Origin of the sequence: Nocardiopsis changdeensis (genome assembly GCF_018316655.1) — a bacterium.
GTDB classification, from domain to species: Bacteria; Actinomycetota; Actinomycetes; order Streptosporangiales; family Streptosporangiaceae; genus Nocardiopsis; species Nocardiopsis changdeensis.
Window position 1 is genome coordinate 6,049,079 of sequence record NZ_CP074133.1, and the last position, 17,884, is coordinate 6,066,962.

Below are 17,884 nucleotides of genomic sequence, written 5' to 3' on the forward strand. Positions count from 1 at the left end.
GTGACCACCGATAACGCCGGTGTCGGGTCCTTTCTCGGATAGATTGGCCTGCGCATCGCCCCCCGACCCCCAGAAGGGATGCGCCCCTATGTCCACCCCCCGCTCCTCCGTCGGCCGGTACGAGCTGCGCGAGCGGCTCGGCGCGGGCGGGATGGGAACGGTGTGGCACGCCTGGGACCCCGCCCTCCAGCGCGACGTCGCCGTCAAGGAGGTCGTCCTCCCCGACGGCATGAGCCCCGAGGAACACGACGAGGCGCGGGAGCGCACCCTGCGGGAGGCCCAGGCCACCGCGCGGATCAGGAACGACGCCGTGGTGACGGTCCACGACGTGCTGGAGCACGACGGCAGCCCGTGGATCGTGATGGAGCTGCTCAGCGGGCACTCGCTCCAGGAGCACCTGGACCGGGACGGCCCCATGCCGGTGGCCCGGGTGGAGGAGACCGCTCGGTCGCTGCTGGGCGGGCTGAGGGCGGCGCACGCGGCCGGGGTGACCCACCGGGACGTCAAGCCCGCCAACATCATGCTCACCGAGGACGGCCGGACGGTGCTGACCGACTTCGGCATCGCGAACGTCGACGGGAGCACCGCGCTGACCCAGACCGGCGTGTACATCGGCTCGCCCGAGTACATGGCGCCGGAGCGGTTCGAGGGCGAGCGGGCGCTGCCCGCGTCCGACCTGTGGAGCCTGGGCGTCACCCTCTACGCGCTGCTGGAGGGGCGTTCGCCGTTCAAGCGGGAGAGCATCACCGGGATCATCAGCGCGGTGCTGACGGCGCCGATGCCGCCGCGCCAGGTGGTCCCCGGCCGGGTGGACGAGGTGGCGGCGGCCCCGCTGCGGGCACTGATCGAGGCGTTGCTGAACCGGGATGTGGCCTCGCGGCCGTCGGCGGCGCAGGCCGTCGAGCTGCTGGACCGGGCCAGGGAGGAAAGGGTCCGCGACGGGGGCACCACCCGGGTGACGGGGGTTCCCGGAGGGACTGGAGCGGCGACCGGATCCGGATCCGGGAGCGCGGAAGGGCCCGGGAACGGCGAGGAGGCCGTGGACACGGGCGGAACCGCCGGGCCGGGTGGCGCGGGTGGGCCTGGCGGGACCGGTGACTTCGGTGGCGCGGGGGCGCCTGGTGAAGCAGGTGCGCACGGCCGGGCGGACGTTTCCAGCGGGGCCACGGACTTCGGTGGTGCGGGGGTGCCCGGTGGTACGGGCGGGCCTGGCGGTGCGGGTGCGCCCCGCTGGGCAGGTGTTCCTAGCGGGGCCGCTGACTTCGGTGGTGCAGGTGTTCCCGGTGGCGCGGGTGCGCCCGGTGGTGCAGGCGGGCCTGGCGAAGCAGGTGCGCACGGCGGCGCGGATGTTCCCGGCGGCGCGGAGGCGCCCCGTGGTGTGGGTGCACCTGGTGGTGCGGGGACGCACGGGGCCGTCGGCGTTCCCGGCGGGACCGGTGACTTCGGTGGCGCAGGTGCGCACGGCCGGGCGGGTGTTCCCGGCGGTGCCACCGGGCCGAACGGGGTCACCGGGCACGGTGGCCCGGGCGGCCCGGCGGGGAACGGGTCGGCGGCGGCGGGCGGAACCCCCGCCGGTGCCCCCGGCGGCGGGCCGGGCACCGGTGCGGCGACGGGCCCGCACGCTCCGGCGTACCCGCCGCACACGGCCTCGGGTCCGCACGCCTCCCACGCGCCGCCGCACACCCCGTACAGCGCGCACGCCGCCTCCGGGCCGCAGGCGCCCCCCGCCGGGGCCGTCCCCCATGTCCCGAGCGGCCCGCAGAACCCCTATGCCCCCGGCCGCCCGCGGCCGCCGTACCCCGCCCGTCCTCCGCAAGACGGTCCCCCTGTTCCGGGCGGACCGCAGGCGCCCGCGGGGGGCGGCACCGGCGGGAACCCCGCCCCGTTCGGCCCCGGCGGCCCGCGGCCGCAGCCCGGCCCCTTCCCCAACACCGGGCCCGGCCCCGGCTTCGGGCCCGGCGGCGACCCCGCCTACGCGGGTCACACCGGTTTCGGGGCCCGGCCGACCGGACCGCACCCCGGCCACCAGCCCCACGGGCCCGTGCCGGTCCCGCCCATCAGCCCCCTCGGCCCCCCGGACCCGCGGGCCCAGATCGACAAGACCACCGCGGCGCGCGGCTTCGTGCGCGGGGTGGGCCACACCGACCTTCCGGGGCCCGCCCCCGCCGCGGGCGCCTCGGCGCCCAAGCCCTCGCCGTCGGTGATCGCGGCGTGCGCGATGCTCGGGCTCAACGCCCTCTACCTGCTGGTCCTGGCCCTGCTGTCACTGGGCGGCTCCGGCTCCGGGACCGCCTTCACCGGGTGGGACGGGCCGGTCGTGCTCGCCCTGTGGGGCGGGTTCTCGGCGGCCGCGGTGGTGGGCCTGCTGCTGCGCTCGCGGGTGGTGTACGGGCTGGTGGTGCTGTTGCAGACCGTGGTGTCGGTGGTGCTGGTCTTCACCATGTTCAGCGTGGTCGTCTACGCGCGCGAGGACCTGCCGTACTACCTGGTGCTGCTGCTGTTCAACGCCCTGATCGGCGCCCTGCTGCTGATCCCGCCCAAGGCCCGGGCGTACTTCCGGCTGGGCGCGGCGTTCGGCTGACGCGGCCGGCACCGCGGGCCGGTGCCGCCGCCCGGCCTCACCAGCGGGTGACCTGCAACTCGCCCAGGTCGGCGAGGGCGACACGGCCCTCGTCGGCCAGGACGCGCACCATCTCCTCGGCCTCGGGGAGGGTGACGTGGCGGCCGCTGGCCAGGCGCTCGTCGGCGGACGGGCTCTCCATCCACAGCCTCGGCCCCTCCTGCCACATCATCTGGACCACCGCGCCCGAGCGCGCCGCGAACACCCCGAAGGTGCCGTCGACCGGCGTCAGCCGGTAGACGAGGTCGCGGGCGGCGGCGCCGCTCATGGGCTCGGCGTAGTCCACGAACCCCATGCCCCCGGTCGCAGCGTCGGCGTAGGTGACGTCCAGCGGGCGCGGGCCCGCGGTCCGGGGGTCCGGCCCGGGCGGTGCCGGCCAGCCGGCGCCCACCGCCCAGCGGGCCAGGAGGTCCTCGATCCGGTCGCGGTCCAGGACCGGGCCGCCCTCCACGCGCAGGAGGTCGGAGTCGCGGGTCAGGACCGCCGTACGGCCGCCCGCGCCGACCGTGGCGCGCACGCCGCGGGGCAGCCAGGGCAGCACCAGGCGGGCGAGTTCGCGGACGCTCACCCGGCCCCGGTGGCGGGTGACCCAGTCGGGGAGGCGGTACGGGCCGGGGTTGGAGAAGTCGGCGTCCACGTGCGGTTCGCCCTCGGAGGCGGGGCCGGGGAAGGCGGCCAGGCGGTCGTGGCGGCGGCGGCTCCAGTCCATGTCCACCTCGATCCGGCGCTCCGGGTCGCCGTCCCAGTGGGCGGTGAGCCCGTGGGCGCGCAGGGCCTCGGCGACCTCCGCGCCGACGGCGGCGCGGCGGACCCGGTGGGTGGACTCGAACCCGACCGTCAGCGGGGCGCCGTCGGCCGCGGCCAGGGTGTCCTGCCAGTGGTAGTAGGCGTAGCCGCGGCTGCCGGTGGCGGCGGCCTGCGCGTCGAGGTCGGCGCGGGCGCAGCCGTCGCAGCAGAGGAACTCCTCGCGGGCGATGATCCCCGAGGCGTCCAGGGACCGGAACGCGCGGGTGAGGCGCTCGGAGTCGGTGCGGGAGGGGCGGCGGCGCTGGCGGTGGACGTGGTCGGCCAGGACGGCGTCGACGTACTCGGGCAGGGAGTCCGCTAGGGCGCGGGCCCGCGGGTCGTCCGGCGCCAGGTGTCCGGGCAGGCCGGATTCGAGGTCGCGGCGGGCCCGGTCCAGCAGCTCGGTGTAGCCGCCGCGGGCCGCGGCGGCCCGGACCGTGACACCCCTGCGCACCGAGGCGAGCAGTTCCTCGCCGTCCCAGCGTTCGCTCATGCGCCCAATGTGTCAGAACCCGGGGGTGCTCGGTGCGGTTCGTCCGAGATATCGCTGTCCGCAAGCGGCCGGGCACGGAAATCGGAGGCGGCGGGCCCGCTCCGGCGCCCGGGCCCCGCCGCGCGGGCGCTCCCCGCCGCGGGGCACCGCCCGGGCCGCATCCGTCGACCGAGCCGCACCCGCCGTCCGGGCTCCCCCGGACAGCGGGTCAGAAGAGGAGGGAGTGGCCGGTGAGCCGCTCCACGTGCTCGTCGCGGATCCGGCGGGCCGCCTCGGCGGTGGCGGCCAGATCGGACACCTCCGGCGCCCCGGCGCCCAGGAACGCCGCGGCGGCGCGGTGCTCGGCGTAGGCGGCGGTGGAGTCGGCGGCCTCCTGGCACTGCTCCCACTCGCGGTGGGCGGCCACGGCCCGCTCCACCAGGCGGCCGTACTCGACGATCTGCTCCACCCGGGCCTGCACGGCGTCCTCCACCGCGCACAGGTGCTCGCGCTGGGGCCGCAGCGCCTCGCGCACCCGCGGGGAGTCGGCGCGCTGCCAGCGGCGCAGGTGGGCGCGGCGCAGCTCGCGCTGGCGGGCGAGCAGGACGGCGATGCGCCACTCCTGGTCGCGCAGCACCGCCAGGGCGCGGTCGGTGTCCAGGGAGTCCCCGCCGCCGAACGCCTCGCGGGCGCGTTCGACCACGTCGATGGTGCGCTGGACGGCGCAGAGGGCGGCGTGGTCGGCCTCGCTGAGGTCGTCCGGGAGGATGACGGACCCCTCCGGGGCGTCGTCGGACGGGCCCTCCTGGACACGGGAGGTGAGGGCGTCGGCGGAGACCAGGGCCACCAGGACGCCGAACAGCCCCCACGGGATGCCCGCGGCCGGGTCGCCGGGCAGGAGGTCGAGCAGCCACACCGGGATGGCGGCGAGGGCGCCCGCGCCCGTCGCCACGCTCGCGGCGCGGGTGGCGGGGTGGGCGTCGCCGCGCAGGGCGAGGGCGGCCACGTGGGCGACGAGGCCGATGTTGACGACGGCCATGCCCAGGTACCAGCCCGCGGTGGCCAGGGCGAGGGCGAGGGTGCCCCCGACCGCGAGCAGGTGGACCGCGGCCTCGCGCAGGCGGGCGCGGCGGGTGACGAGGTCGCCGCCGGACCACTGCGCGAGGGGGTGGGGGGCGGCGGCCCGCCTTCGCAGCTCGTCCCGTCGGGGGGCGGGGAGGGCGGGGTCGATGACGGGTCTGGGCCGGCGGATGACGTCCTCACTCATGGGCGGTCCCTTGTGAGTGTGTCGGTTCGAGGGGGGCGGCGGCGGTCGGGCACAGCGGGAGGAACCCGACAGGGTAAGAGATGCCCACCCTTCGCCCCCACCGAACACGGCTGTGCCCGGAGCTTGCCGGGCGGCCCCGGCCGGGGCCGTCGGCGCAGGTCGGAGGCGTCCGCTGGCCCGCTCCGGCCACCGGCGGCCCGGAGCGGGGCACGTGGGACGGGGCCCGTGGGACGAGGTCCGCGCGCCGTACCCGGCCGCGGGCGGACGCCGACCGCCAGGGACCGCCCGGGGCGGGACGTGTCGGCCCGGGACGGCGACGGCCCGCAGCCACCGGCGGGCCGGAGCCCAGGGACCCGGGCCCCGGGCCGGGGCCGTCAGCCCTCGCGGGTGGTGGTGACCAGGTCCTCGTCCCCCGCGCCCGGGCGGCGGCGGGTGGGGTTGGTGTCCAGCCAGCGCAGCAGGTCCTCCGAGACCAGGTCCACGGAGATCCGGGCGGCCCGGCCGTCCAGGTCGCGGAACAGGCACTCGCCGTTGCCGAGGTTGCGCAGCACCGCCAGGTGCTCCTCGGTGGGCTCCACCCCCAGCAGCGACATGACGCTCTCCACCTCGTAGCGTTCGCTGGAGCGGAACGTGAACACCGAGGACAGGCAGTTGGTGACCTGCTCGTTGAGCAGGTCGCCCGCGTTCTGGGACACCAGGATGAGCGCGGTGTTGCGGGAGCGGCCCATCCGGGAGACCTCCGGGACCAGCTTGGCGCCCTCGGGGGTGGAGGTGACCGCCCACGCCTCGTCCAGGAAGATCGCCTTGGGCAGGTGCCGGTCCAGGCCGTTCATGAGGCGGCGGGCGAACTGGGACACCAGGTACAGCAGGGCCACCGACAGCCGCTGCTCGTAGGAGTAGTCGTCGCGGCGCAGCCCCGAGTCGGGCAGGGTGAGCCCGCCCAGCGTGAACACGGTGGTCCACCCCTCGGTGTCGATCTGCGCGTCGCCCTGGGGGTCGAAGCACAGGGACGCCAGGCGCATCTCCGACATGGAGCCCAGGACCGCGCCGAGGTTGCGGGAGGCGGCGTCGGAGGCGTTCGACAGGTGGTCGACGACCTTGGCCAGGGAGGGGCGGGGCTGGTTGGCGACCGCGGCCACGGCCTGGATCATCGCCGACTCGCGCTCCTCGCTCATGCGGGGCAGCAGCAGGCGCAGGGTCTCGGTGGCCATGGTCTTCTTGGCGGCCAGGTCGTCGCCGAACGCGAACGGGTCCAGCAGGCCGGGCTGGGCCGACCCCAGGGACATGATGCGGGCCTTGCGGCCGCGGCGCTGGAGGAGCTGCACCAGGGACTCGGCGTCGCCCTTGGGGTCGATGGCGGCGACGGTGACGCCGCGCAGGGCGAGCTGGTAGATGAGCAGCAGCGCCAGCGTGGTCTTGCCGCCGCCGGGCTCCCCGGTGATGGCGATGGCGGTGGGCCGGTTGCGCGCGGCGGCGACCAGCGGGTCGAAGTGGACGATGGAGCGGGCCCGGCCGATGGTCTCGCCGATGTAGGGCCCCACCCAGCCGTCGCCGGAGCGGTCGGTCCGGTCCCCGACGTCGACGGTGGCGGTGGGCATGCCGCCCGCGATGGTGCGCAGCGGCTGGCGCTGGGCGTAGGCGCTCAGCCTGATGCGGTCGCCCGGCAGGGACTCGTTGAACAGGGAGAACTGGTCGCCGGTGGAGTTGATGACGTCGATGCCGATGTCGCGGTAGTGCTCGATGACGGCCTCGACGTGCTGGACCAGGAGGCGCTCGGTGGGCGCGGACACCATGAGGCGGTGCCAGCCGTAGACGAACGGCAGGCGCTCCTTGGTGATGCCGTGTTCGAGCATGCGGGCGGCGTCGATCTGCTCGGCCAGGGCGATGGGGGCCTCCACCCCGGCCTCGCGGATGTGGGCGTCCATGTCGCGGGCGTGCGCGAGCTTGCGGCCGACGTCCTTGGACGCCTTGGCCGGCGGGATGAGCTTCATCCGCAGCGACATCTCCACCGGGAAGGGCAGGGAGTCGGCGTGGTGCAGCCAGGGCTCGCCGTCGGGGAACGGCATGAGGTCGGGGAAGCGCGCGAAGGACAGGAAGGCGACCCAGGTGGAGCCGGAGGGCTGTTCGAGGCGGAGCATGGAGCGGCCGTTGTGGAGGGTGCCGTCCACCAGGGCCTCGATCTCGCCGCGGCCCCAGGTGCGGCGCCCGGCGGCGGAGGGGCGGGGCTCCTCGGAGCTGCCGGTGACGGAGTGGCGGATGAGCCAGGCGATCTCGTCGGCGGTGGCGTGGCGGGCGTGCAGGGAGCTGGCGGCCAGCGCCCGGCCCAGGCGTTCGGCCTGGTCGGTCCAGCGGGCGAGCTCCTTGTCGTCGACGGCGTCGTCGACGATGCCGAGGATCTCCTCGGTCCGCTGGTAGGCGCCCCGGAACTGGGAGAACAGGCCCAGGCCGGTGCCGGAGCCGCGCAGGCCGAGCCGCACCCCGAGGTAGACCTCCTTGGTCCAGAAGTCCTTGGCCCACACGTGGCGGTAGGTCTCGTCGAGGTGGTCGTACCAGCCGGGGCCGGAGTCGGAGGTCTCGTCCAGGCGGGTGGCCCACTCGGCGGCGGGGTAGGTGCGGTGGGCGATGCGGAGGTGGACCTCGGCGTCGTTCATGCGGATGGCCGCGAGGGCGATGGTGATGTTGGTGGCCAGGGCCTGGCGCTCTTCGGGGGTGGTGAACTCGTAGGAGACCGTCGGCAGCCGGAAGTAGGCCCAGGCCTCGCTCTCGCTGAACAGCACGCGGTCGTCGAAGTAGCGGACCGCGAGGCGGGTCGAGCCGCGGGTCCCCCATGTGCCGGTCATCTTCTGCCGCCCCTCCTGGTCGCGTCGCGCGGCGACCGCGCCCGGCGGGGGGCGCGGCCGTGCCTGTGCCACCCCCATAGTGTGCTGCATGGGTACCCGGCGGTAGAAGCGGAACGCTTTACGGCGAGCCGGAAACCGCGGCGCCCCGCCCCGAAAGGCGGAGCCCCGTGCGGCGCGTCGCGCGGGGCCGGCGGGACCGGGCCGACGGCCGGGCGGCGGCCGGGCGGCGGGCCCGGCGCCGACCCCTGACGGCCGGGCCGTGGACGCGCGACGGCCCGCCCCGGAAGGTGGGGGCGGGCCGCGGACCGGGGCGGATCAGCAGCGGTTGTTGATGGTGCTCTGGATGGAGGACCTCTCGCTGGAGGTGACGGTGAGGTCGTAGCGGTACTTCACGTTGACCCACGCCTTGACGTAGTCGCAGTGGACGGCCGTGTTGGGCGGCATCCACTGGGAGGGGTCCTTGTCGCCCTTGGAGCTGTTGATGGACGCGGTGACCGCCCACAGCTGCGGCGAGTTCACGTCGTTGGCGAAGGCGCGGCGCTCACTGGTGGTCCAGGAGGCGGCCCCGGTCTTCCACGCCTCGCTGAGCGGGACCATGTGGTCGACGCTGATCTGGGAGACGGCTCCGGTCCAGGTCACGGCGTCGTAGAAGCTGTACCAGCTGCCGGAGGTGGGCTGGCAGTCGGAGTCGGTGACCACGTTGTGCCCGTCGCGGACCAGGACGTGCTGGCGGGCGGTGCAGGGGCTGTCGACCACGGCCCAGTGCGGGAACAGGGAGCGGTCGTAGCCGGTCTGGGGCCCCTTGGCGGCGACGGTCAGGGAGTTGAGCTGCGACTGGGCGGTGGAGGTGGAGGGGATGCCCGGGGGGAGGCTGTGGGCCGCGGCGGCCGGGGCGGCCCAGCCGACGACGACGGCGAGGGCCAGCGCGAAGACCGTCGCCAGGGCGGCGCGCAGCCCGCGGGGGGTGGGGGTCATATTCTGTTCTCTCCTCTTGAGCGGGTTCGAGGGAAGGACCTCCACCACTGTGCGGCGGCCGGGGCTTTCGCACCAGACCCCCGTACGGGAATTCCCGGAGAATCCGGTGTTACGGCCCCGGGTTCCGGGCCGGTGCTTTTGCACCAGGCTCCGCACCATATCCATGTGAAGTGGATCACTTAAAAAAAGCGCATGGCCGGACCGGGGTTTGGGCGAATGCACCGCCCCTCCCACACCTGCGGCGATGAACGCGGTGTCACCGCATGGAGCACACGGTGTCGCGGCCGGCGCGCGAAGGGCGGGGGCACATGGGAGAACGCCGCGCCAATGGACAGCAAGAACACGAAAGGCGCCCTTGACCTTTCCGTCGGGCGCCCCAGAGCAGGCCCGTTGTACCCCCGCCGAAAGCCGATAAACCAGGCGGAGGAAATCGCCTGAAATCACCCTCCGAGGTGTTTGTTACGTTCGGATGTCGTACGACCCGTCCAACGAAGAGACAGCGACACCGAAGCGACACCGAAAGGATCACCCCGCACAGGGGTTCGGCCATGACGTTGCAGATGGATCTCCCGACACTGGACGACTACCCCACCCGCAAGGGCACCGAGGCCGCGCTCCTCTACCGGAGGGACCCCACCGTCTGGGGCACCGCCGAGGACGGGCCCCTCACCGACGAGCGCCTCCAGGAGCACGACCGCCGCGGGTACACCCGGTTCGCGTCGCTGCTGGGCGAGGACGAGGTCGCCGGGCACCTGGACGAGGCCGACCGGCTCGTCGGCGACCCCGGGCTGCGCGACGACGAGCGCGCGGTCGTGGACCCCTCCGACGGGGGCGTCCGCTCCGTGTTCGAGGTGCACCGGGTGAGCGAGGCGTTCGAGGCCCTGGTGAACGACCCCCGACTGCTGGAGCCCGCCCGCCAGATCCTCGGCTCGGAGGTGTACGTGCACCAGAGCCGGCTCGACCACCGCCCCGGGTTCGGCGGCGGCCCCCTGTACTGGCGCTCGGACTTCGAGACCTGGCACGCCGAGGACGGCATGCCGCGCATGCGCGCCGTCGGCTTCTCCGTGGCGCTGACCGACCACCACCCGCACAACGGCGCGCCGCTGGTGATGCCCGGCTCTCACCGCACCTACGTCTCCTGCCTGGAGGAGGGCGACGGCGGCCGCGCCGGGACCCCCGACCGGGCGACGCTGACGATCCTGGCCGACCGACACGGCATCGACGCCCTCCAGGCGACGCCCGGGGACGTGACGGCGCTGGACGCCAACTGCATGTACGCGGCCGGGGCGAACATCACGCCGTGGGCTCGGTCGAGCGTGTTCGTCGTCTACAACAGCGTGGAGAACGCCTGCGAGAAGCCGTTCGGGGGCGAGGACCCCAGGCCGGGGTTCCTGGCCTCGCGCGACTTCACCCCCGCCGGGAGGTGAACGCGCCGGTGCCCCGCCACCCGGGAACGGGGGGCGGGGCACCGCCGTGCGCGGACCGGTCCGGACACGCGGGCGCCCCGCCCGGGGACCGGACGGGGCGCGGGGCGGCCGGGGCGAGCTCGACGCGAGGCGGTCGGGCTCAGGTGAGGAGCTTGTCGACGATGACGCCCGCCAGGGCGCCGTGGGCGCGCTTGGTGCTGGCCCGCAGGGCGCCGACGTCGATGCGCGTGTAGGAGGACCCCAGGTGGTCGTCCCACGGGATGCGGACGATCGCCCGGCAGCGGCCGCGGGCCACCCGCTCGGCGGCGTCCACGTCCGGCAGGCTGCGCTTGCTGACCCCGTTGACCACCAGGACGGACCTGGCGCGCAGGGCGCCGTGGCCATTGCCGTCGAGCCAGTCGAAGGTCATGGAGACCGCGCGCTCGGCGTCGGCGTTGGCCGGGGTCACCAGGACCAGGCCGTCGGCGGCGGGCAGGGCGCGGGCGACGCCGGTGGCCGCCGGGTCCAGCACGGTCACCGCGTAGAAGCGGCCGAGCAGCCCGGTGAGCTGGGCGTAGTCGCGGTCGTCGAGGGTCTGGACGTAGGGGTCGTCGAGGGTCTGGACGACCTCCAGGCCGGTCTGGGTGCGGCCGGTGTAGGCGCTCATCGCCTCCTGGTCGCCGATGCCGTCGGCGTTGGCCAGCAGGGCGGTGAGGGTCTCGGGCGCCTGCGCGCCGATGCGGCGGGAGAGGCCGTTGGGGCCGGGGTTGACGTCGACCGCGACGATGCGCTCGTCCCGGTAGCCCGCCAGGGTGTGGCCGATCATCAGCGTGGTGACGGTCTGGCCCGCGCCGCCGGTGCAGCCCAGGACGACCAGGCTGCGGGGGCCCGCCAGGGGGGTTCGCAGGCGCTCGACGTCCTCCGGGGACAGCTCGGAGCGCACCGGGGCGGCGCCGCCGGTGACGACCTTGGCCAGGCGCCGCCAGCCGCGGGTGCCGCCGGAGTCGTCGGAGGAGGCGGCCGGTGCGGGCGCGGGGGCCTCGGTGCGGACGGCGGAGGCGCCGGCCGGGGTGGCGTCGCCGGCGGTGGGCGAACCGTGCGGGGTGTCGCCCAGGCTCTCCTGTTCGCCGGTGCCGTGGTCGAGTTCGAGGTCGGGGCGGGGCTCGCGCCGGGGCGGCTCGGGCTCCTCGCCGGGGGCGGGCTGGCCGAAGAGGCGGCCGATCCGGCGGGCGTTCTGGGCGACCCGGTGGAACATGCCGTCGTGCGGGTCGTGGCCCGGCTCCTGCTCCGCCTCCCGGGGTTCCCGGGTGGTGGGGGCGGCCGGGTCGGCGGACTCCGCGGCGGTGTCCGGCTCCGCGGAGCCGGAGGCGCGCATGCTCCACTTGACCGGGGCCGGGCGCTCGTCGTCGTCGGCGGCCGCGGGCCCGGGGGCCGGGGTGCGGCGGCGGGCCAGAGCGGCGGCCTCGGCCGCTTCGAGGTCGGCGGCGGTGCGGCGGCGCTCGGGGGCCTCGCGGACCTCGGCGAACCCGGCCAGCTCGCCGGTGCCGTGGTCGAGCTGGGTGGGCGGTTTGGCCGCGGGGGCCGCCTCGCCCTCGCGCAGCTCCCCGGCGGGGATGACGGGGTTGTCCTTGTCGCCGATCCGCGGCTGGTCGGGGTGGCGCTTCTTGCCGTCGTCGAACCACTCGGAGGGGTCCTTGGCCCCGCGCGTGTGCCCGGGGACGACGTCGGCGAACTTGGGGCGCGGCGGGGCGGGGGTGTCGGCGGTGCTGAGGTGGCGGTCGAGCACGTTCATGTGCTCGTTCCACTCGGGTCCGCGGTCCTCGGCCTCCTGCGGGCGCACCGGGATGGACTCCTGCTCGCCGGTGCCGTGGTCCAGCTCCAGCGGGGGCTTCGTGCCTGTGGGGCCGCCCCGAGCGCCCGCTGCGGGCGCCGCGTCCGCGGCCTCCCGGCCGTCGGCGGCGGGACCGTCCTCGGGAGCCCCGGGGCGTGCTTCCGTGTCGGAGGCAGGCACGGAGGCCGCCGGGGCCGCCAGCCGCGCATCCGTGTCGGCGGCGGTGCCGGTCTCGGCCGTGGGGCGGGCGGTGCCCGTGGAACGGGCGGGAGCGACCGCGTCGGCCCGCGTCGGACCCACCGGGCGCACGTCCGCCTCAGCGGCGGTACCGGCCTCGACCGTGGGACGGGTGGGGCGGGCGGTGCCCGAGGGACGGGTGGGGCGGGCGGGAGCGACCGCATCGGCACGCGTCGGACCCACCGGACGCGCATCCGCCTCAGCGGCGGGCGCGCCCTGGGGATTCCCGGGGCGGACCTCCGTCTCGGAAGCGGGTGCGGCGGCGGCCGGGGCCACCGGCCGCGCGACAGCGTCCGTGTCCGCTTCGACATCGGCGTCGGCGGAACGAGCGGTGTCCGTGGGACGGACCGGGGCGACCGCGTCGGCACGCGTCGGACCCACAGGCCGCACGTCCGCGCCGGCGGGCGCCTCGGAGGCGAGGGAGCCCTCGGCCGTGCGCACCGGGTCCGCCTCGTCCTCGGCCGGCTGCGGGAGCCAGGGGGCGGACGTGGGCTTGGCGGCCGGACGGCCCGTGGCGGCGGCGTAGCGGGCGGCGTAGTCGGACACGTCGTAGCCCGGCGCCTCCTCCTCCGCCCGCTCCTCCCGCGCGGTCTCGCCCAGCTCCCACGGGGCGGCGTGCGGCCGCCCCCGGCGGCGGGGCCGGACCGGCTCCGGCGCCGACGCCTCCTCTTCGGCGGGCACCCCGGTGGCGCGGCGCTCCTCCAGCTCGCGGGCCACCCGGATCCCCTGGGTGCGGCCGCGCAGGCGGCGGGCGGCCGGGGACTCGTCGTCCTCCTCCTCGTCCCCGACGGCTCCGGCGACCTCCTCGCGGCTGAGCGCGGAGGTGTCCCCCACGGAGTAGGCGCTCTTGGAGCTGAGGTTCACCGGCGTGTGCCCCGAGGAGGCGCGCAGGCGCGAGAACCACTCGTCGCTGTCGCGCTCCTCCTGGCCCGCGGTGTCGTAGACGGGTTCGGCGAACCCCTCCTCGAAGTCGTTCCCGCCGGTGTCGGCCGGGGCCTGCGCCGGGGCGCGGTCCAGGGCGAAACCGAAGTAGTTGAGCACCCGGACGCCCACGCCCGGGCCCTCGGGGGCCTCCGCCCCCTTCTTTTCCTCCCGGTCCCCGTCCCCGGTGCCGCCGGTGTCCGCCGGGCGCTCCACGGCGGTCACCGTGGCGACCGCGGACCGCGCGGGCTCCGGCCGCTCCGCCTCGTCGGCGGGCGCGGACGGCGCTTCGGCCAGGACCGGTTCCCGGGCGGGCTCGGGCGCGACGGGTTCGGGCGCGACCGGCTGCTCGACCGCGACAGGCTCGACCGCGACCGGCTGCTCGACCGCGACCGGCTCGACCGCGACGGGCTCCGGAGCGCGGACCGGGCCCGCCTCGCGGACGCGGCGCAGCGGCGGCGCCTGCTCCGGCGCGGGCCGCACCTGCTCGGCCTCGACGGCCACGGGCGCCTCCGCCGCCTCGACCGGCTCGGCCTCGCGTTCGGCCCGGCGGCGCGGCAGCGGCAGCGGGCCCGCCGCCGGGTCGCGGTGCCACACGCGCACCGCGACGCGCACCTCGGCGGGCTCGTACTCCGGGGCCAGCCGGGTGTACGCCCGCGCCTCGGCGAGGTAGCGGGCCTGCGACAGCAGCAGTTCGGTGAGGCGCTTGCCCTCGATCACCGGTCTGGTGACCAGCACCGTGATCACCCCGGGCGGCACCACCCACAGCACCAGGTGCCACCCGTTGCCGAACACGAACGGGGCGTTGAGGATCCCGAGCAGGATCACCCAGACCAGGAACACGCCCACGGCGACACCGAAGGTGCCCACCGGGAGCGGCATGGGCAGCCGGAAATCGTAGAGCTTGTAGAGCCGCTTCTCGATACGCCAGATGTTGGTGTACGTGGGCAGATCCACGTTCCCGGCCTCCCTCGCCTATTCCGTCGAAACGCCCATCGCTCGCGCGAGCGCCACCGCGATGACCTCGATGATGCCGGGGACGTAGAAGACGATCCCGATGAAGATCGCCAGGATGATGAACTGAGCGAACCGCGTGATCTCCCTGGTGAACAGGAAGAAGATCGCGACGATGGACACGATGACCAGGAACAGGGGTCCGAAGAAGCCGCGCAGGAACTCCGCGAGGCCGCCGGTGTCGGGGGCCTGCGAGTCGGCCAGGACGAGGGGGTCGGCCCCGCCGAGCACGGTCACGGTCTCGGCCGCGGTGGACAACAGGGGGAGCATGTCAGGCGCCGCCTCCCGGTGTCGTTTCTGCTGTGCTCATGGTCCTTCTCGTCTCCTTGCCTACGTGCCCCGTCACTCGCCGAACGAGTGGGGGGCTCCCTGGATGTCACGCACGTGCCACTCGTTGCCGGAGTCCACGACGGTGACCAGATAGCTCTGCCTCAAGGTGCCCGCCGCCTCCCCCTCGGGGGCGGGAGCGGTCCAGTGCACGGTGACGGCCACCTCTCGTACGTCATCATCCCCGCTCTCGCTCCGGGATGGCACCGTGATATCGGACAGTTCGGAGAATTCCAGGGTGTTCGCCGGAAGTGGGGCGATCGTGACGCCGGGTTCGACGTAGCGCTCCAGGTGGCCCGGCTCCTGCGCGTAGGCGCCGAAGAACCCGGTCAGCACCTCTTCCAGCTGCTCGGCGGCGGCCGGGTCGGTGTCGAAGGCGGCCTGCTCGGGCAGGGAGGCGCGGGCGGGCGCGGCCAGCAGGGCGGGGCGGCCGGAGACCACGAGGGAGTCGCCGTCCGAGTAGACGGGGACCTCCAGGCTCACGGGCTCGCCGTTGACGTCGGCGCGGACGACCACGAGGGCGTTGTTGTCGTCCTTGACGTCGACGGCGGTGACGGCGAGGTTCTCGCCGGCGAGCGAGCCCGCGGGGACGTCGAGCCCCTCGGCCTCGCCCTCGGGGACGAACGCGGCCAGGGCGGTGCGGCGTGCCTCGATGTCGTCGGTGGTGAGGTAGGCGTCGGCGAAGCGGAGCGCGAAGTCCGCGGCCGAGGTCTCGGGGAAGGCGGGGGCCTGGGCCTGCTCGGGTTCGGGGTCGGGGGCGGGGAGCGCGAGGCCGCCGCGCAGGGGGAACCAGATGCCGTTGAAGATGACGACGATGAGGAACGCCCACAGGACGGCGCGGCCCACGCCGACCCACCAGCGGCCGCCGGCGCCGGGGCGGGGGCGCCGCCGGGGGGGCGGGGCCTCGTGGTCCGCGTCGTCGTGCCGTTCGCGCACGGCGGCACCGCGCCGTGGTGCGTTCGCCATCCCCGACCTCCTGCACACAGTTCCGCGCCGCCCGTTCGGACGGCGTATCCGCCACGCCCTTGTCTACCCCATCCCTATAGTGAGGCATTGTGCGGGTTGGGCGAGGGCATGGGCGCTCCGCGTTTCCCCGTCAACCGCGCATTGCACGCAACAGTCGAAGTTCCCAAAGACGGAACAATACGGCAATAAGCAGACGAACTCATCTGACGGTTGTCCCCCGTCCGCGCTTTATGGTCGGCCCGAAAATGGATTAGTCACCTGTTGGCGAGCAACATGTGTCCCCGGGGACAGAGAACGGCCGCCGGATTGTGACCGGGGTCTCCCCTGGGGGCCGCCGGACGGGGGTGTCTATGATGACCCGATGATCCCCCGCGAGACCCTCCCCCGCGTCCTGTTCTCCCTGTTCGCCCTGGTGACGGCGGCGCACCTGGCCGTGCAGGCCCTCGGCGCCGAAACCTGGTCGCGCCCCACCCAGGCGCTGCTCATGCCGCTGCTCGCGGCCTTCGTCTGGACCGCGGCCCCGCGCCCGCACGGGCGGCCGGTCCGCCTGGTCCTGGTCGCGCTGTTCTTCTCCTGGCTGGGCGACACCGCCCCGGCGCTGGCGTCCGGGGACGCGGCGTTCCTGGTGATGGTGGGCTTCTTCCTGATCGCCCAGGTGGTGTACGTCGCCGCGTTCGCGCCCTGGTGGGCTCGGAGCCCGCTGGGCACCAACCGGACGCTGCTGGTGCCCTACGGGGTGGTGGTGGCGGGGCTGGTCGTGCTGTGCGCGCCCGGGGCCGGGGCGCTGCTGGTGCCGGTGCTGGTGTACGGGCTGCTGCTGGGGACGACGGCGGTGCTGTCGGTGGGAGTGCACCGGTGGACGGCGATCGGCGGGGCGCTGTTCCTGCTGTCGGACGGGCTGATCGCGCTGCGGGCGTTCAGCCCCGGGTTCGACCTGCCGCTCAGCGGGGTCTGGGTGATGCTGACGTACGCGGCGGCGCAGGCCCTCATCGTGCTCGGGGTCCTGGCCCGCGACCGCGAGCCCGCCGAGGAGGTCCCCGCCTGAGGCGCGGACCGGCCGTCCCGACCGGGGCCGTCAGACGACGGTGACGAAGGGGGCGCGGTGCTCGGCGCCGTCCGGGGTGCGCCAGGTGGCGGAGACGTGGCCCGTGCCGTCCGGCGACGGGGCCGGGGCGAGGGCGCGCGCGACGCGCAGGGCGAGCCGGTCGCCGGCGGTGGTCTCCAGGTCGATCACGGTGCCGCCCGGGCCGTGGGCGGTGGAGAACGAGGCGACCCCGGCGCCCGCGCCGAGGGCCGCGGGGCCGGTGAGCACGGACGGGTCCGGGGTGTCGCTCACGCTCTGCTGCTGCGGCTCGGCCGTCCCGGCGAGCAGGGCGAGCAGCTGCGCGACCAGGACCGGGTCGCGGGTCCCGTCGTACACCCACCGCTTCCCCAGGACGCCGTGCTCGGCCGTGCCGAGGAGCGCGTCCCGCGCCCCCTCCAGCGGCGCCCCGCGGTAGGTGAGGGGCACGTGGTAGGCCGCCCCGCCGTCGGTGACCACCATGAACTCGATGCCGACCTCCCCCTGCGGGTCGTCGAGCCGGAACCCCCCGGCCTTGGCCGGGTCGGGCCGCTCCCCCGCGTACCACGGCTGCGCGGGCAGCCACGCCTGGAGGAGTTCGAGCTTGGTGGGGGTCAGGGTGGTGCGGTGGACGACGGCCACGGGGCGTCCCTTCGGCGGCGGGTCAGGCGGTGACGGGCAGCAGCGTACCGCCGGTGAGGCGGACGAGCTCGGAGGCCGTGGTGGGGAAGACGGTATGCGGGGTGCCGCCCGCCGCCCAGATCCGCTCGTAGTCGGTCAGGGCCTCGTCGACCACGGTGGGCAGCGGCGCGGGGTGGCCGACCGGGGCCACGCCCCCGATCGCCTGCCCGGTGGCCTCGCGCACCTGGTCGGGCGTGGCGCGGCGGAGTTCGCCGCGGCCCCAGCGGGCCGCCAGGGCGGCGGTGTCCACACGGTGGCGGCCGCTGGTCATGACCAGGACCGGCGCGCCGTCGGAGACGAACACCAGGCTGTTGGCGATGGCGCCGACCTCGCAGCCCAGCGCGGCGGCGGCCTCGGCCGCGGTGCGCGCGGACTCGGACAGCTCGCGCACCCGGCCCGGGACGCCCGCCGCGGCGAGGGCGCGGGCCACCTCCCGGCTGCGGGCGGGCAGGGACTCGACGGCGTGCGCTTCCATGGCTCT

Annotated in this window: 12 protein-coding genes; 3 read left to right on the forward strand and 9 right to left on the reverse strand. The window is 75.5% G+C overall.

Going from position 1 to position 17,884, the window contains the following annotated elements:
- The first annotated feature begins 88 nt into the window (after nt 1-88).
- Nucleotides 89-2,581 carry a serine/threonine-protein kinase gene (locus KGD84_RS27200; RefSeq protein ID WP_220563190.1) on the forward strand — a complete coding sequence of 831 codons (2,493 nt, stop codon included), beginning with the start codon at nt 89-91 and terminating at the stop codon, nt 2,579-2,581.
- A gap of 37 nt (nt 2,582-2,618) precedes the next feature.
- On the opposite strand, the gene KGD84_RS27205 is transcribed toward KGD84_RS27200, so the two are convergent.
- From KGD84_RS27205 to KGD84_RS27220, 4 genes are all read right to left on the reverse strand, one after another.
- Nucleotides 2,619-3,899: a DUF6891 domain-containing protein gene (locus tag KGD84_RS27205; RefSeq protein ID WP_220563191.1), complete on the reverse strand. Its 1,281-nt coding sequence runs from the start codon at nt 3,897-3,899 to the stop codon at nt 2,619-2,621.
- Nucleotides 3,900-4,107: 208 nt separating this feature from the next.
- Nucleotides 4,108-5,145, reverse strand: coding sequence for a hypothetical protein (locus KGD84_RS27210; protein ID WP_220563192.1), 1,038 nt, complete (start codon nt 5,143-5,145; stop codon nt 4,108-4,110).
- A 374-nt stretch (nt 5,146-5,519) separates the two neighbouring features.
- A complete protein-coding gene (locus KGD84_RS27215; protein ID WP_220563193.1) occupies nt 5,520-7,985 on the reverse strand; it encodes an ATP-binding protein in 2,466 nt (821 codons plus the stop codon).
- Nucleotides 7,986-8,300: 315 nt separating this feature from the next.
- Nucleotides 8,301-8,960, reverse strand: a complete 660-nt coding sequence (locus tag KGD84_RS27220; RefSeq protein ID WP_220563194.1) for an HNH endonuclease family protein — start codon at nt 8,958-8,960, stop codon at nt 8,301-8,303.
- 560 nt (nt 8,961-9,520) lie between these two features.
- On the opposite strand from KGD84_RS27220, the gene KGD84_RS27225 reads away from it, so the two are divergent.
- On the forward strand, nt 9,521-10,387 hold the full coding sequence (locus tag KGD84_RS27225) for a phytanoyl-CoA dioxygenase family protein (RefSeq protein WP_220563195.1): 867 nt from the start codon (nt 9,521-9,523) through the stop codon (nt 10,385-10,387).
- Nucleotides 10,388-10,526: 139 nt separating this feature from the next.
- Here the strand turns inward: KGD84_RS27225 and KGD84_RS27230 are convergent, their stop codons facing one another.
- The 3 genes from KGD84_RS27230 to KGD84_RS27240 all read right to left on the reverse strand — a co-directional run bounded on the left by KGD84_RS27230 (nt 10,527) and on the right by KGD84_RS27240 (nt 15,662).
- Nucleotides 10,527-14,312, reverse strand: coding sequence for a conjugal transfer protein (locus tag KGD84_RS27230; protein ID WP_220563196.1), 3,786 nt, complete (start codon nt 14,310-14,312; stop codon nt 10,527-10,529).
- 18 nt (nt 14,313-14,330) lie between these two features.
- The gene (locus tag KGD84_RS27235) at nt 14,331-14,639 is read right to left on the reverse strand and encodes a hypothetical protein (protein ID WP_220563197.1); all 309 of its coding nucleotides are present in this window, start codon (nt 14,637-14,639) and stop codon (nt 14,331-14,333) included.
- A 72-nt stretch (nt 14,640-14,711) separates the two neighbouring features.
- Entirely contained in the window at nt 14,712-15,662 is a 951-nt protein-coding gene (locus KGD84_RS27240; protein ID WP_220563198.1) for a conjugal transfer protein, read from the reverse strand.
- Nucleotides 15,663-16,023: 361 nt separating this feature from the next.
- Between KGD84_RS27240 and KGD84_RS27245 the strand changes: the two genes are divergently transcribed.
- Entirely contained in the window at nt 16,024-16,707 is a 684-nt protein-coding gene (locus KGD84_RS27245; RefSeq protein WP_220563199.1) for a lysoplasmalogenase, read from the forward strand.
- 30 nt (nt 16,708-16,737) lie between these two features.
- Here the strand turns inward: KGD84_RS27245 and KGD84_RS27250 are convergent, their stop codons facing one another.
- The gene (locus tag KGD84_RS27250; protein ID WP_220563200.1) at nt 16,738-17,364 is read right to left on the reverse strand and encodes a maltokinase N-terminal cap-like domain-containing protein; all 627 of its coding nucleotides are present in this window, start codon (nt 17,362-17,364) and stop codon (nt 16,738-16,740) included.
- Between the two features lie 22 nt (nt 17,365-17,386).
- Nucleotides 17,387-17,878, reverse strand: a complete 492-nt coding sequence (locus KGD84_RS27255) for a YbaK/EbsC family protein (protein WP_220563201.1) — start codon at nt 17,876-17,878, stop codon at nt 17,387-17,389.
- Nucleotides 17,879-17,884 lie beyond the last annotated feature (6 nt).

What these genes read in the sequence shown, in the direction of transcription:
- KGD84_RS27200 (WP_220563190.1), top strand. Translation starts at nt 89, where the DNA reads ATGTCCACCCCCCGCTCCTCCGTCGGCCGGTACGAGCTGCGCGAGCGG.
- KGD84_RS27205 (WP_220563191.1), bottom strand. Translation starts at nt 3,899, where the DNA reads ATGAGCGAACGCTGGGACGGCGAGGAACTGCTCGCCTCGGTGCGCAGG.
- KGD84_RS27210 (WP_220563192.1), bottom strand. Translation starts at nt 5,145, where the DNA reads ATGAGTGAGGACGTCATCCGCCGGCCCAGACCCGTCATCGACCCCGCC.
- KGD84_RS27215 (WP_220563193.1), bottom strand. Translation starts at nt 7,985, where the DNA reads ATGACCGGCACATGGGGGACCCGCGGCTCGACCCGCCTCGCGGTCCGC.
- KGD84_RS27220 (WP_220563194.1), bottom strand. Translation starts at nt 8,960, where the DNA reads ATGACCCCCACCCCCCGCGGGCTGCGCGCCGCCCTGGCGACGGTCTTC.
- KGD84_RS27225 (WP_220563195.1), top strand. Translation starts at nt 9,521, where the DNA reads ATGGATCTCCCGACACTGGACGACTACCCCACCCGCAAGGGCACCGAG.
- KGD84_RS27235 (WP_220563197.1), bottom strand. Translation starts at nt 14,639, where the DNA reads ATGCTCCCCCTGTTGTCCACCGCGGCCGAGACCGTGACCGTGCTCGGC.
- KGD84_RS27240 (WP_220563198.1), bottom strand. Translation starts at nt 15,662, where the DNA reads ATGGCGAACGCACCACGGCGCGGTGCCGCCGTGCGCGAACGGCACGAC.
- KGD84_RS27245 (WP_220563199.1), top strand. Translation starts at nt 16,024, where the DNA reads ATGATCCCCCGCGAGACCCTCCCCCGCGTCCTGTTCTCCCTGTTCGCC.
- KGD84_RS27255 (WP_220563201.1), bottom strand. Translation starts at nt 17,878, where the DNA reads ATGGAAGCGCACGCCGTCGAGTCCCTGCCCGCCCGCAGCCGGGAGGTG.